The organism is Vibrio sp. CB1-5, assembly GCF_059412285.1.
On record NZ_JBJHPB010000031.1, the window covers coordinates 1 to 13,449 of the forward strand.

General features: G+C 48.5%; 14 protein-coding genes and 1 pseudogene. 7 read left to right on the forward strand and 8 right to left on the reverse strand.

What is annotated here, in order from left to right; all coding sequences use genetic code 11:
• The 6 genes and pseudogenes from rpsF to kefG all read right to left on the reverse strand — a co-directional run.
• Positions 1-64: pseudogene (gene rpsF / locus ACJB0T_RS18365) on the reverse strand (30S ribosomal protein S6); the annotation flags it as partial.
• A gap of 206 nt (positions 65-270) precedes the next feature.
• Positions 271-1,212: an isoaspartyl peptidase/L-asparaginase family protein gene (locus ACJB0T_RS18370; protein WP_479291700.1), complete on the reverse strand. Its 942-nt coding sequence runs from the start codon at positions 1,210-1,212 to the stop codon at positions 271-273.
• Positions 1,213-1,297: 85 nt separating this feature from the next.
• Positions 1,298-1,882, reverse strand: a complete 585-nt coding sequence (gene slyD, locus ACJB0T_RS18375; RefSeq protein WP_479291702.1) for a peptidylprolyl isomerase — start codon at positions 1,880-1,882, stop codon at positions 1,298-1,300.
• Between the two features lie 121 nt (positions 1,883-2,003).
• On the reverse strand, positions 2,004-2,207 hold the full coding sequence (locus tag ACJB0T_RS18380; protein ID WP_338165463.1) for a YheV family putative zinc ribbon protein: 204 nt from the start codon (positions 2,205-2,207) through the stop codon (positions 2,004-2,006).
• Between the two features lie 33 nt (positions 2,208-2,240).
• On the reverse strand, positions 2,241-4,037 hold the full coding sequence (gene kefB / locus ACJB0T_RS18385; protein ID WP_479291704.1) for a glutathione-regulated potassium-efflux system protein KefB: 1,797 nt from the start codon (positions 4,035-4,037) through the stop codon (positions 2,241-2,243).
• A complete protein-coding gene (gene kefG, locus ACJB0T_RS18390; protein ID WP_479291706.1) occupies positions 4,021-4,635 on the reverse strand; it encodes a glutathione-regulated potassium-efflux system ancillary protein KefG in 615 nt (204 codons plus the stop codon). The genes kefB and kefG overlap by 17 nt, the downstream gene beginning before the upstream one ends.
• Positions 4,636-4,935: 300 nt before the next feature.
• On the opposite strand from kefG, the gene ACJB0T_RS18395 reads away from it, so the two are divergent.
• Both ACJB0T_RS18395 and ACJB0T_RS18400 read left to right on the forward strand, forming a co-directional pair.
• On the forward strand, positions 4,936-6,858 hold the full coding sequence (locus tag ACJB0T_RS18395) for an ABC transporter ATP-binding protein (RefSeq protein ID WP_479291707.1): 1,923 nt from the start codon (positions 4,936-4,938) through the stop codon (positions 6,856-6,858).
• Complete coding sequence (locus ACJB0T_RS18400; RefSeq protein ID WP_479291708.1) at positions 6,855-7,334, forward strand: TIGR02444 family protein; 480 nt, start codon at positions 6,855-6,857, stop codon at positions 7,332-7,334. Before ACJB0T_RS18395 ends, ACJB0T_RS18400 begins: the two co-directional genes overlap by 4 nt.
• Here the strand turns inward: ACJB0T_RS18400 and ACJB0T_RS18405 are convergent.
• The gene (locus ACJB0T_RS18405) at positions 7,324-7,920 is read right to left on the reverse strand and encodes a LysE family translocator (RefSeq protein WP_479291709.1); all 597 of its coding nucleotides are present in this window, start codon (positions 7,918-7,920) and stop codon (positions 7,324-7,326) included. The genes ACJB0T_RS18400 and ACJB0T_RS18405 overlap by 11 nt on opposite strands.
• Before the next feature lie 128 nt (positions 7,921-8,048).
• Between ACJB0T_RS18405 and ACJB0T_RS18410 the strand changes: the two genes are divergently transcribed.
• From ACJB0T_RS18410 to crp, 5 genes are all read left to right on the forward strand, one after another.
• A complete protein-coding gene (locus ACJB0T_RS18410; protein WP_479291710.1) occupies positions 8,049-9,437 on the forward strand; it encodes an aminotransferase-like domain-containing protein in 1,389 nt (462 codons plus the stop codon).
• Positions 9,434-10,411 carry a hydrolase gene (locus tag ACJB0T_RS18415; RefSeq protein WP_479291711.1) on the forward strand — a complete coding sequence of 326 codons (978 nt, stop codon included), beginning with the start codon at positions 9,434-9,436 and terminating at the stop codon, positions 10,409-10,411. Before ACJB0T_RS18410 ends, ACJB0T_RS18415 begins: the two co-directional genes overlap by 4 nt.
• Positions 10,412-10,484: 73 nt before the next feature.
• Positions 10,485-10,697, forward strand: a complete 213-nt coding sequence (locus tag ACJB0T_RS18420) for a YheU family protein (RefSeq protein ID WP_042477224.1) — start codon at positions 10,485-10,487, stop codon at positions 10,695-10,697.
• Between the two features lie 127 nt (positions 10,698-10,824).
• Positions 10,825-11,694 (forward strand): phosphoribulokinase, encoded by an 870-nt coding sequence (locus ACJB0T_RS18425; protein ID WP_252012661.1) that lies wholly within the window; start codon positions 10,825-10,827, stop codon positions 11,692-11,694.
• Positions 11,695-11,937: 243 nt separating this feature from the next.
• Positions 11,938-12,570, forward strand: a complete 633-nt coding sequence (crp, locus tag ACJB0T_RS18430; RefSeq protein WP_004410522.1) for a cAMP-activated global transcriptional regulator CRP — start codon at positions 11,938-11,940, stop codon at positions 12,568-12,570.
• An 85-nt stretch (positions 12,571-12,655) separates the two neighbouring features.
• Here crp and ACJB0T_RS18435 read toward each other — a convergent pair whose 3' ends face one another.
• Positions 12,656-13,447, reverse strand: a complete 792-nt coding sequence (locus ACJB0T_RS18435) for a DUF1338 domain-containing protein (protein WP_479291713.1) — start codon at positions 13,445-13,447, stop codon at positions 12,656-12,658.
• Positions 13,448-13,449 lie beyond the last annotated feature (2 nt).

A 13,449-nucleotide genomic window follows, 5' to 3' on the forward strand; every position in this document is an offset into this window, starting at 1 on the left:
TCATGCCAGCAACTTGCTCGCTTTGATCAGGGTGCACCATGAATACGATTTCGTAATGACGCATTGGTTGCTCCTTACGGATTATTAGCTTCCACGTTTGGCTCGGTCATCCAGAGGAAGCAAGGAACTAATAAAAAAGACCGAGAATTAAGGAGCGCAAATGTTACAGAAAGGGCGAATAATAAGCAAGCAATTTTAAAGAGCGGGGGATTGGTTCTTGGTCCTTGGTTCTTGGTCCTTAGGCTAGAAAACCATAAATCTAAACAGCGTTTACTCGTCGGCGTAAATTTTAACGGAGAGCGCACCTTCCGAATCAATTGATGCTCGGTACATTCCAGAGCTGTTCATTGCGAAGTGAATGTCGCCGCTTGCGTCGATGGCGATAAGGCCGCCTTCTCCGCCCATCTGTTTGAGTTCACCCTGTATCACGCTTTCTGAGGCCGTATGTACGTCTTCTTTGAGATAACGCATGCGCGCTGCAACATCAACAGCTACCGTTTTACGGATAAAGTACTCGCCCATGCCTGTAGTCGATACGGCGACGTTATTGTTCTCAGCGTAAGTGCCCGCACCTATGATGGCAGTGTCGCCAACACGGCCATATTTTTTATTGGTCACGCCTCCAGTACTGGTGGCTGCGGCTAGGTTGCCCTGCTTATCCAACGCGACTGCACCTACCGTGCCGTACTTTTTATCGTCGGGGTATTTTGATTCCGATAACGCAAACAGCCCTTTTTCTTTCATCGATTGAAGCTGCTCATAGCGTCGCTCAGTGAAGAAGTAATCTTGTTCTGTGTACTCATGTCCTTGCTCAAAGGCAAACTTTTCCGCGCCTTCGCCAATCAAAAGCACATGATCACTGCCACGCATCACATCACGAGCAAGTGCAATCGGGTTTTTAATATGCCTAACACCAGCCACCGCACCTGCGTCTTGTTGAGCGCCGTGCATCACAGAGGCATCCATCTCGACCATCTCGTTGTGAGTCAACACTGAGCCTTTACCAGCGTTAAAGTGCGGCGAATCTTCCATAACCTGTACCGCAGTCACTGCAGCATCAAGAGCATCACCACCTGCTTCCAATACCGCAGCACCCGCTTTCACTGACTGGGTTAGCGCATCGAGTATCTGCTGCTTTAACTCGTCACTCATCTGCGCTCTAAGAATCGTCCCGGCACCACCATGAATCGCGATAGCAAAAGGCTGGGGCATACATCACTTCCTTATTCTTGGTTATTTTTATAAGTACTATAAACGACAAAGGCCTCCCAATGGGAGGCCTTTGAAAAGCTTGTGATTAGTGAGAACCACAACCGCCGCCACCGCAGCAACCGTCTTCTTTCTTCTCACCGTGGTCGTCACCACCACAACAGCCACCTTCTTCACCGTGACCTTCACCACCACAGCAGCTACCGCCACCTTGGTGAATGTGACCGTGCTCGATCTCTTCTGCTGTTGCTTCGCGAAGTGCTACCACTTCAACGTCAAACGTTAGCGTTTGGCCAGCTAGCATGTGGTTACCATCAACCACCACTTCGTCGCCATCTACTTCTGTTACTTCTACAGGGATTGGACCTTGGTCTGTATCCGCTAGGAAACGCATACCTACTTCAATAGTGTCAACGCCTTGGAATACGTTTGCTGGCACACGCTGAACTAGCGCGTCATTGTGCTCGCCGTACGCATCTTCTGGAGAAACAGTCGCAGTGAACTTGTCGCCTGCTTCTTTGCCTTCAAGTTCCTTTTCTAGGCCAGTGATAAGGTTGTTGTGGCCGTGTAGGTAATCTAGAGGTGCGTCTACTGTTGATTGATCAACAACGACACCATCTTCAGTTTTTACTTGGTACGCTAGGCTTACTACTGCGTTCTTAGCAATTTTCATGGATACTCCAAAGGATTGGCACTAAGACTGCACGGTTACAAGAACCACTCAGCCTTATTTAAACAATGCCGCCATTAGGCGGCGTGTGAGCATATTATGGGGATAGAAAATAGAAACTCAATCATTCCGGCTTAAAAATACCGATTAATTCTTCATCACTTCGTTCAGATTTTTCTACAGCTTTAGGGGTTCTCTGCTCGGTGAACTCACAATCCACACACTCTACCCACTCAACATTATTCTCTATCCACCAGCGCAAACTGTCTTGAGTGGAGCATTTCGGGCAGCTTGCCCCGGCGATAAAACGTTTCTTGGTACTGCTCATGTTACTTCCTACTATCCAGATGACCTTACTTGCCTAATCCCAAAAATTTCGAGACTGGCGGTCTTTTTCCATTTCACGGCCAAAGATCTCTTCGAGCTCTTTACGAGCTTCTTTTGAGCGCTGAGCCAGCTGTTTATCTTCACTGTGCTGCGGCAACAGCTCTTTGAGCATGGCATTATCCAACTTTTTAAAATGCGCTTCTGCGCGTTTAGCCTCATAAGGGTGAAAACCCAGTTCAATAAGGGCTTGGCGACCTAGATCAAGCGCCCCCAAAAAGGTCTCTCGAGAATAGCGATCCACTCCATGGTTCATTAATTGGTATGCTTCCACACGGCTTCGAGCACGCGCTAGTACCTTTAGCGACGGGAAGTGCTTATGACATAGGTCGACCACTTCCATGATCTCTTCCGGTGAGTCAGTACAGACAATAATAGCTTCGGCTTTGTCTGCGCCAGCGGCGCGCAACAAGTCTAACTGAGTGGCATCCCCGTAAAATACTTTGTATCCATATTTTCTTAACAGATGAATTTGGCTCGCATCACTCTCTAGTACGGTAATTTTGACCTTATTGGCGTACATCAAACGGCCAACAATTTGTCCAAAACGGCCAAAGCCAGCAATAATGACCCTTGGCTGCCTGTCTTCGACGTCGGTTTTAATCGTGATTTCCTGCTCTTGGTTCAACGATTTTTCAAACCACTTTTTCTGTCCCATCAGAAGCAGTGGTGTCGTTACCATGGACAAACTCACCACAACCAATAAGAAAGCCGACTCTGCAGCAGGTAACAAACCTTGTGCGCTTGCTGCAGTGAAGATAACGAAAGCAAACTCACCACCTTGACTCAAAATGGCTGCCATCTTACTGCGCGCTTTAGGGCGAATACCAAACAACCTTGCTAATACATAAAGTATCAAGCCTTTGATGACCACCAATGACACAACAGCAAACAGTACCTTTAACGGTTCAGAGACCAAAAGTCCTAGATTGACCGCCATTCCCACCGCAATAAAGAACAGACCAAGCAATAAGCCTTTAAACGGTTCAATGGCTATCTCAAGCTCATGACGATATTCACTCTCTGCAAGTAGCACCCCAGCCAAAAAGGTGCCGAGTGCCATCGAAAGACCCAGCTTTTGCATAAAGGCCGCAATACCGATCACCAGTAGTAGCGCCGCCACCGTAAATAGTTCTCGTACACCGCTCATCACGACATAGCGAAATAATGGTCGAATTAAGTAGTGGCCACCGATGAGCAGTCCGAGCACACCAGCAAGCATCCACAGGATGTCCCCCCAGTTGCCCGCGGTATTGCCCGCCAATACCGGAAGCAGCGCCAACATAGGGATTACGGCGATATCTTGAAATAGCAACACTGCAAAACCGGACTGACCCGTTTCGCCACCCGCCAACCCTTGCTCTTCTATCACCCGCAGTGCAATCGCGGTAGAAGAGAGCGCTAACGCCATCCCTATGGCTAAGCTTGTCTGCCAAGTCAGACCAAACAGCGAAGCGATAGCCGATAACACCAAAGTCGTCACTAATACCTGCGCCCCACCGAGACCGAGTATCGGTACCCGCATTTGCCAAAGCTTTTTGGGGTTTAGCTCGAGACCAATTAAGAACAGCAGCAACACCACACCAAATTCAGCGAAGTGAAGGATCTCATCCACATCACTGATAAGGCCTAACCCCCAAGGGCCAATCGCCACACCCGCCAACAAGTAGCCAAGCACACTCCCAAGGCCAAGGCGCTGAGCAATCGGCACGGCCACTACTGCCGCAGAGAGAAATATCACACTGCTTTGCAGAAAATCATTCGCCATTGCCATCAACCGCCTCCTTTGTCGTAAGCGACGACATCATCAATGACTCATCAAAGGGATGCATCAGCCACTGCCTATAAAGCTCGGCATGCTGATAGCGATCCATATCATCTATACGGCGAGACCAATAGAGCACCAAAGGCTCCATCCAGTGCATTTTGCACAGGGCAGCGCTGAGCTCAAATGGCTGCAATATTTGTTCAAGTGGGTACTTGTTATAACCAGATTGGCTAAAGGCCGACTCTTTGCCTCCGGTAGTAATGACGCTGCGCCAATACTTACCTTCTAAAGCACAATCATCACCAAACGCGAAGCCTTTACCCAGCACTCGGTCAATCCACTCTTTGAGCAGCGATGGGCAGGAATACATATACAGTGGATGCTGAAACACAATTACGTCGTGCTCAAGTAGCATCTGATGCTCAGCATTGACGTCAATAAAGAAGTCGGGATACAGGGCATATAAATCGCGCAGGGTAACATTATCCAGAGATTGGATTTTCTTGAGCATCACCTGATTGGCGATAGAGTTTTGTGGCTCTGGGTGCGCATAGATCACCAGAACTTTTGGGGATTGGTTTAAGTGTTGTAATTCTGACGTCATTCCTTGAAAACCATCTCCATACTTACGACTTCGTAAACTGCTCTCTAACAACAGCGAGAGTCAGTCACTCTTCTTTACCCTAATCTTTAAGGGTAGACAGTGATGATTGTTATTGAAATCATTCTGTTTTTGTTATCAGTTTGTTCCATCATATACCAAACTTCATCGTTCGTGCAGGTTAGTTTGCCCCTGATTGCCTTGCTATTTATGCCTTCTCCCAAGGGATAATGATCGACATTTCACTGCTTTCCTCATAGTATTCGTGGGTCGAAATTTCAATCACTAGCTAGTTGTTTCCTTATGATCACCTTCTCTGATATTCAATTGCTTCGCGGCGGTAAACCACTGCTCGACCAAGCCTCTGCCACCATTCACCCTGGTGACAAAGTGGGTCTAGTCGGCAAAAACGGTTGTGGTAAATCCACCCTGTTTGCGCTGCTCAAAGACGAACTCTCCATTGATGCAGGCTCATTTAGTCAGCCATCCCATTGGGAGCTCGCTTGGGTCGCACAGGAAACCCCAGCACTAGAGCGCACCGCTATTGAATACGTGATTGATGGCGATCGAGAGTATCGCGCACTTGAACAAAAGCTTGTTGACGCAGAGCAACAAGACAACGGTACTCTGGTTGCTGAACTGCATGGCAAAATCGAAGTCATTGGCGGTTACAGCATCCGTGCTCGCGCCGCAGAGCTTCTCGACGGTCTGGGTTTTAGCCAAGAGCAGATGACCTGGAATCTGACTCAATTCTCGGGTGGTTGGCGTATGCGCCTTAACCTAGCGCAGGCGCTATTGTGCCGCTCAGATCTACTGCTGCTCGACGAACCAACCAACCACTTGGACTTAGATGCCGTAATGTGGCTTGAACGCTGGCTACAAAGCTACCCAGGTACACTTGTCTTGATCTCGCACGACCGAGATTTTCTCGATCCAATCGTTGGCCGCATTATCCATATCGAGAATCAACTGCTGAACGAGTACACGGGCAACTACTCCTCGTTTGAAGAACAGCGCGCGCAAAAACTCATCTTGCAACAAGCTCAATACCAGAAGCAGCAAAAGCAGATGTCGCATATGCGGAAGTACATTGACCGCTTCCGCTATAAAGCATCGAAAGCACGCCAAGCGCAAAGCCGTATCAAAGCGCTGGAACGCATGGAAAAAGTGCTGCCAGCTCAGTTTGATAATCCATTTAGCTTCGAATTCAGAGAGCCTGCGGCACTGCCAAATCCCATCATCATGATGGATGAGGTTTCGGCGGGTTACGATGACAACATCATTCTTGAAAAGATCCGTCTAAACCTGGTTCCAGGTAGCCGAATTGGTCTTTTAGGTCGTAATGGCGCAGGTAAATCCACGCTGATCAAACTGCTGTCAGGCGAGCTTGGCGCTAAAGAGGGCGATCTTAATTACTCTCAAGGCGTTAAAATTGGTTACTTTGCTCAGCACCAACTGGAAACCCTGCACCCAGAAGAGACGCCGCTGCAACATATGATGCAGATCGCGCCGCAGCACACCGAGCAGCAGCTTCGTGATTACTTAGGAAGCTTTGGTTTCCAAGGTGACAAAGCGCTTGAAAAAGTCGCGCCGTTCTCCGGTGGTGAAAAAGCCAGACTGGTATTAGCGCTTGTTGTATGGGAAAAGCCCAACCTTTTACTACTCGATGAACCGACCAACCACCTTGATCTGGATATGCGCCAAGCACTAACACTGGCTCTGCAAACCTTTGAAGGTGCCATGGTCATCGTCAGCCACGATCGCTACTTACTGCGCGCGACCACCGATGACCTATACCTAGTCCACGATCGTCAGGTAGCGCCATTTAATGGCGACCTCGTTGACTACTATAAGTGGCTGACAGAGCAGCAAAAAATTGAGCGTAAAGAGGCTCAAGCCAATGAGCCAGATAAAGCCTCAAATAACAGTGCAGCCGCTAAGAAAGAGCAAAAACGCAAAGACGCCGAGTTTCGTAAGCAAACCGCGCCAATTCGCAAAACACTGACAAAGCTTGAGGAAAAAATGGATAAGTTATCCGCCCTCATCGCTGAGGCAGAGGAGCAATTGTCTGATACTTCTCTGTATGATGCGGAAAATAAAGCTAAACTTAATGAAGTACTTGCCAAACAAGCCTCCAGCAAATCCGAACTTGAAGAAGTCGAAATGGACTGGATGGCGCAGCAAGAAGTTCTTGAGCAGATGGAACAGGAATTCAATCAATCATGACCCGCGAGCACGCATCTTCAAATCTCACTTTTGAGCACCTATGGCAGTTTAGCCTGCAGTACTACGGGGTGCGAGAGGTAAAAGAGGCGTGCTTAAATCTGCAAAATCACTACCACGGCAACGTCAATTTGCTGTTGCTACTGAAGTGCCTAGACGAACAGGCACTTCGCTTCAATGCTGAAGATTGGCATCACGTCCAATCCTGCCTCGGTCGCACGGAAAAACTGCTGCATCAATTTCGCGATATTCGCCGTCAACTCAAGCACAGCGTGGTTGATAGTCTCTATCGTGAAGCGCTTGAGTTTGAACTCAGCCTCGAGAAGCAGCAGCAATCCGACCTTGTTGATTGCATTAATGCGTTAACGCTCAGCCCGAAACAGGGTGAAGCACTCGTACTCGGCTACTGCCGCCAACTTGGCGCTGAGCATCTAGGGCTTATCTTCGCCAAACCCGTCAGCGAACTTGCTACCAAATAAACACCACACATGACGCGGTAAGCAGTGCCATACTGGAGTTAAAGCGGCGCCATGCCGTGGGCGTTGCTAGCCAGCGGCGAATGAAGGTGCCAAACCCTACCCATACCGACGACGTTTGTATCTGAACCAGCAAAAAGATCACCGATATCCCCACCAACGACCACCAATAGTAGTCACCACTCAATGCAAACGAACTCACGGCGGTTACCGACATCACCCAGGCTTTCGGATTCAGGTATTGAAATGTCATGGCTTCAAAGCAGGTCATAGGTTTGGCCTTGCTATCGGATTCTCCCTTGTTGATCCCTGCGGTTAGAATTCGCCAAGCCAAATAGAGCAAATACGCGCTGCCCAGCCATTTGAGAACTTCCTGAACCACCGGGTAAGTTTGGAAGATCACGCCAAGACCTGCGCCATTCAATAAGATCAAGCTGATCAGGCCAAGGCCAATCCCAAGAAAGTGCGGGATCGATCTAACATAGCCAAAGTTAGCACCCGACGCTGTTAGCATGACGTTATTAGGACCCGGAGTCCCCGTCATAACCACGGCAAACAATGCCACTGATAGCAAAAATGACCAATCCATCCCTCTTCTCCCTCTACAACGTGAATTGTATCGATACAATTCACATAAATACGTTGATTTATTGTTAATTCGAGCTCAAAATAACCCTAACAAAGCCATAAATAAGACGCAAAGGATTTATTGTCACCATGACAATCGAGACAATTACCGTATTCAAGCAAGATCCAGCGCCGATCTACAAGCAGATCGCCGATCAGATCGCCACAATGATCGAAGGTGGCGATCTCAAGGCAAACAGTAAACTGCCCACTCACCGCTGGCTTGCAGACAAGCTCGGTGTCACGGTAGGTACGATTACCCGAGCCTATGCTGAGGTAGAACGAAGGGGCTTAGTGGAAGCAAAAGTGGGTGCTGGCACCTATGTCTCGGATACCAATAAACCAAGCTGGGTGTTCGAGCAAAGCACGGTGGCACAAGGCGAAATGAACTTTGGCTACAATATTCCACCTCAGCTCGATAGAAGCGATATGCTGAAACACGCCATGCAGCGTATCTCTGGTTCTAACTCGCACCTCAACCAATTGATGCTCTATCAGCCTCCAGCAGGACTCGATGCACACCGCAGCATTGTTGCTAATTGGCTCAATGACAAAGGCATCAAGCTACCCGCACATAGGATGCTGTTTAGTTCCGGCGCGCAGCATGCAATTCAGATGGTGCTCGATACCTTCACTCGCGCAGGCGATACCATCTTGGTAGAAAAGTACACCTACCCGGGTGTAATTAGTTTGGCGCGCCAGAATCAGTTGACACTCAAAGGCGTGGACATGGATGAGTTTGGTATTACGCCAGAGTCATTAGAGGTATGTTGTCAGCGCTACTCGCCGCGATTTATCTACTTAACGCCAACGTTGCAAAACCCAACCACTGCCATTATGCCTGAAGAGCGCCGCCGCGATATCTTGCGCATCTGTGAGTCCTACGATGTTTACGTAATTGAAGATGAGATAAACGGTCTGCTGCTAGAAAAAGCCCCAGCTCCCATGGTGAACTTCGCGCCTGAACGCGTTATCCATATTGGTGCTTTCTCTAAATGCCTCGCACCAGGTCTACGGGTGGGCTATATGAGCGCTCCGGAAAAGCTTCATCAACATCTGGTGATGACACTGCAAAACCACAGCTGGATGATAAGCCCACTGCTCACCGCCCTCACTTGTGAAATGCTGACCTCAGGTGATGCCGAGCGAAACCTCACCATCATACATAACGAAATGAAAAAGCGTATTGCCATCGCAGTAGACGCTCTCGGCGAATTTGACCTTCGTTATCAGCAAGGCGGTTTTCACATTTGGCTAACCCTACCGGAGCCCTGGCGACTGAGTGAGTTCGTTAGTAGAGCGGCAGAGCAAGGAGTTATCGTCAAATCGGGCGAGCTATTTGCTCCTCCTGGTGGCTCGGTAGCACCTGCGGTGCGCCTGTCACTGAGCTCGCCACAAACGATCGAGCAGCTACAATTAGGCGTAGATACTCTAAAAGCACTATTGCAATCCAATCCCGTCAGTGAATTTACGTTATGAGCAGCACACACTTTATCGCCGCCAAAGGGCTCGCTAATCCACACATCCAGACGCTGATCCCACGCTTTGTGCGCCGCAAAGCGCTATTCGAGCCAATATGGGAAACCCTGGACACCCCAGATGGGGACTTTGTCGAGCTCGCGTGGAGTGAAGACCCATATGGTCAAAGTGCCCGAGGCAAACCTGTGTTCATTCTGTTCCATGGTTTAGAGGGCTGCTTTCACAGCCCTTATGCTAACGGGCTGATGCACGCCTTTGCCAAGCAAGGCTGGCTGTCGGTCATGATGCATTTTCGCGGCTGTGGACCAAACCCAAATCGACTGGCCAGAGCTTACCATTCTGGTGAAATTGGTGACGCTAGACAGTTCATTGAGCTTTTGGATCATCGTTACCCAAATAGTAAAAAGGTTGCCGTAGGCATTTCCCTTGGCGGCAATATGCTGACCAATTATCTCGCTCACTACGGCGATGATACTAAGCTCGATGGCGCAACTGTTATCTCTGCGCCGCTCGACCTGGCAGCGTGTGCTAGACGTATTGAGCAAGGCTTCTCTAAGGTCTATCGCTCTTACCTGCTCAGTTCAATGAAAAAGAACGCGCTCAACAAGCTTCACCTGCTAAGCGAGGTACTTGGACTGACCGAAGAGCGCATTAAGAACATGAAAAAGCTGTACGAGTTCGATGATTTAATCACTGCTCCGCTACATGGATTTAAAAATGCTGATGACTACTATCAGCGCTGCTCAGGGCTGCCTCGCCTACGAGAGATCACGGTACCGACCCGATTTATTCATGCTAAGGATGACCCCTTTATGACACACGAGGTCATTCCAACCTTTAGCCTGCCAAGCCATATCAATTACCAACTGCTTGACCGAGGTGGTCACGTGGGGTTCATGACGGGGAGTTTGCGACGCCCGCGCTTTTGGTTAGAAGAGAGCCTACCAAGCTACTACCGGCACTTTATTGACTAGCCAAAAACAGCGATAGCTCCCTTTGTGAATCAGCAGTGGTATAATCCTGCGGTCATAGAATTGAGAGGTATTTATGATCATCCCATGGCAACAAATTGACGCAGATACGCTGGATAACCTTATTAAAGAGTTCGTACTGCGCGAAGGCACCGACTATGGTGAGTCGGAGGTGTCGCTAGACGACAAGGTTCGCCATGTTCGCAGCCAACTCGAAAGCGGTGAAGCCGTTATCGTTTTCTCTGAACTGCACGAAACCGTCGACATTAAATCGCGTCGCTCGCTGTAATTTTTCGGTAGCCGCACAAGCAGCTGCTATATTGAAAGGCTATTGAACTGAAATTAGCCTACAAGGTCTAACTCCTTATGTGAGTTAGCAAATTTATAACGACAATTACAAATACACAGGAAGTGTTATGTCAGCAAAACACCCGATCATTGCTGTAACGGGCTCCTCTGGAGCTGGAACCACCACAACGTCAGAAGCATTTCGCAAGATGTTCAACATGATGAGCGTCAAGCCTGCATTTATTGAAGGTGATAGCTTTCACCGTTTTACTCGCCCAGAGATGGATATCGAGATCCGCAAGGCCAAAGAGCAAGGTAAACACATCAGCTACTTTGGCCCTCAAGCGAATGATTTCCCTGCCCTTGAAGAGTTTTTTCGCAACTATGGGCAAAATGGTACTGGCCAGTTCCGCCGCTACCTGCACACCTTCGATGAGGCTGTGCCTTATAACCAAATGCCAGGCACCTTCACTCCATGGCAAGACCTGCCAGAGAATAGCGATGTGCTGTTTTACGAAGGCCTGCACGGCGGAGTCGTCGACGGTGATGTCAATGCTGCTCAGCACGTTGACCTGCTTATCGGCATGGTGCCGATTGTTAACCTCGAGTGGATCCAAAAGTTCGTACGAGACACTCGCGATCGCGGTCACTCTAGAGAAGCGGTCACTGACTCAATTGTTCGCTCGATGGACGACTACTTAAGCTATATTACACCGCAATTTTCGCGCACTCACATTAACTTCCAGCGCGTCCCAACCGTGGACACCTCAAACCCGCTTAATGCTAAGGGCATTCCGAGTTTGGATGAGAGTTTTGTCGTGATTCGCCTGCGTGGGATCAAGAATGTCGACTTCCCGTACCTACTAGCCATGATTGATGGTTCATTCATGTCGCGTCACAACACTATTGTCGTGCCGGGCGGTAAGATGAGTTTTGCGATGGAGTTAATCGTCAGACCGATACTTCAGCAACTTATAGAAACCGGGAAAATAGGTTAGGAATTGTGAGCTAAATCAGCCTGTTTTTTTGTATCGTGATCATGTGCACAGTTTTGTATAGATAATTACGCTTTTGACACGATTAAAATCAAGAAAAGCAGCGTAAAAAAGGATACTATTTCTAGGAAACAGAAGATCGCTTGCGCCATCTTCAAAGTGCTTTTATGCTAGTAGGTCTTAACCAATGGGCTTGCTAACAAATATGGAAAGCAGCAAGCATACCCTGCAGAGGAAGTAAGATATATGGTTCTAGGTAAACCTCAAACCGACCCAACGCTAGAGTGGTTCCTTTCACACTGCCACATTCACAAGTACCCATCAAAGAGCACGCTTATTCACGCGGGCGAGAAAGCAGAAACGCTTTACTACATCGTCAAAGGCTCTGTAGCGGTACTGATTAAAGATGAAGAAGGCAAAGAGATGATCTTGTCTTACCTAAACCAGGGTGACTTCATCGGTGAACTTGGCTTGTTCGAAGAAGACCAAGAGCGTACGGCATGGGTACGAGCAAAATCACCTTGTGAAGTTGCGGAGATCTCATTCAAGAAGTTCCGTCAGCTTATCCAAGTTAACCCAGACATTCTAATGCGCTTATCTGCTCAGATGGCAAGTCGTCTACAAGTGACTAGCCAAAAAGTAGGTGACCTAGCGTTCCTAGACGTAACGGGTCGTATTGCACAGACGCTACTAAACCTAGCGAAACAACCTGATGCAATGACTCACCCAGACGGCATGCAAATCAAGATCACTCGTCAAGAGATTGGCCAAATCGTTGGTTGTTCTCGTGAGACAGTAGGTCGTATTCTTAAGATGCTAGAAGAGCAGAACCTAATTTCTGCCCACGGTAAGACTATCGTTGTTTACGGTACCCGTTAATAGCGCTTAGCAAGATTTAAAAAGCCACCTTCAGGTGGCTTTTTTGTTTTTGGGGCTTTTTATTTTTGGGCTTTTTTTGGGGGAACTATTGATGCGTACTCTCAAAGATTTTGTCCGCGGATGCGGCAACAAAGCCTTGGTAGTAACGGCCATCCGCCAGCTGGTATCGCTTGGCAAACTCATAGAATCCACCTGGTATCACCTGATCACCATCAGCAAATGCCACGGACACTTTATCTGCCATGGTCGAAGATTGCTCCAAAAGAACCTCTGGTGAGCCTTTTACCTCTCCGCCAGATTCATTAATCGCAAACCCAGCATCACGAAGATGCTGATTGACCTCAACCACTTCACCAAAGCGATCAAGCTGATTCACACTCACTGTAAAGTGATTCGCGCCATAACCATGAGCGGCAAGCCATGAAGCGTATTCGCTTTCTTGCGCCAGCGTTTGAAAATCTTGATAGCTCAGATCCCACAACCGGCCACCATATAAGAACTCAGCAGAGGAAAGCTTAGCGCTGTCCACCTGCGCCACTAGCTTAGCCACGACATCTTGTAGCGATTGAGAGCACTCTTCCACTCGCAATTCGCTGATAAACACCTTGGGAAGCAAAGCATTGCGGTGTTCTAGGTGTATCGCAGTCAGCTTTTTGGCTTCAAAGTCGTAATGACCACTCACCTCGTAACCAAGATCTAGAAACGGCTTAGCTAACGTATCGATACCTAATGGCGCGACATTAAAAGTTCGCAGTGCAATGTGGTCATTGATGAGCGACTCATCTTCTCTCAGCAAGTCATGAACCTTGTGAGCTGAGGGACATAAGCGAGTAATGTAGTCTTGCCACAAATGGCCAAATAACGCGTCAACAGTCATAA

Bases quoted from the DNA above. Each gene is read 5' to 3' on its own strand.
- ACJB0T_RS18425 (WP_252012661.1), top strand. From the start codon at position 10,825: ATGTCAGCAAAACACCCGATCATTGCTGTAACGGGCTCCTCTGGAGCT.
- slyD (WP_479291702.1), bottom strand. From the start codon at position 1,882: ATGAAAATTGCTAAGAACGCAGTAGTAAGCCTAGCGTACCAAGTAAAA.
- crp (WP_004410522.1), top strand. From the start codon at position 11,938: ATGGTTCTAGGTAAACCTCAAACCGACCCAACGCTAGAGTGGTTCCTT.
- ACJB0T_RS18395 (WP_479291707.1), top strand. From the start codon at position 4,936: ATGATCACCTTCTCTGATATTCAATTGCTTCGCGGCGGTAAACCACTG.
- ACJB0T_RS18410 (WP_479291710.1), top strand. From the start codon at position 8,049: ATGACAATCGAGACAATTACCGTATTCAAGCAAGATCCAGCGCCGATC.
- ACJB0T_RS18380 (WP_338165463.1), bottom strand. From the start codon at position 2,207: ATGAGCAGTACCAAGAAACGTTTTATCGCCGGGGCAAGCTGCCCGAAA.
- ACJB0T_RS18435 (WP_479291713.1), bottom strand. From the start codon at position 13,447: ATGACTGTTGACGCGTTATTTGGCCATTTGTGGCAAGACTACATTACT.
- ACJB0T_RS18370 (WP_479291700.1), bottom strand. From the start codon at position 1,212: ATGCCCCAGCCTTTTGCTATCGCGATTCATGGTGGTGCCGGGACGATT.
- ACJB0T_RS18400 (WP_479291708.1), top strand. From the start codon at position 6,855: ATGACCCGCGAGCACGCATCTTCAAATCTCACTTTTGAGCACCTATGG.
- ACJB0T_RS18405 (WP_479291709.1), bottom strand. From the start codon at position 7,920: ATGGATTGGTCATTTTTGCTATCAGTGGCATTGTTTGCCGTGGTTATG.
- kefB (WP_479291704.1), bottom strand. From the start codon at position 4,037: ATGGCAATGGCGAATGATTTTCTGCAAAGCAGTGTGATATTTCTCTCT.
- kefG (WP_479291706.1), bottom strand. From the start codon at position 4,635: ATGACGTCAGAATTACAACACTTAAACCAATCCCCAAAAGTTCTGGTG.
- ACJB0T_RS18420 (WP_042477224.1), top strand. From the start codon at position 10,485: ATGATCATCCCATGGCAACAAATTGACGCAGATACGCTGGATAACCTT.
- ACJB0T_RS18415 (WP_479291711.1), top strand. From the start codon at position 9,434: ATGAGCAGCACACACTTTATCGCCGCCAAAGGGCTCGCTAATCCACAC.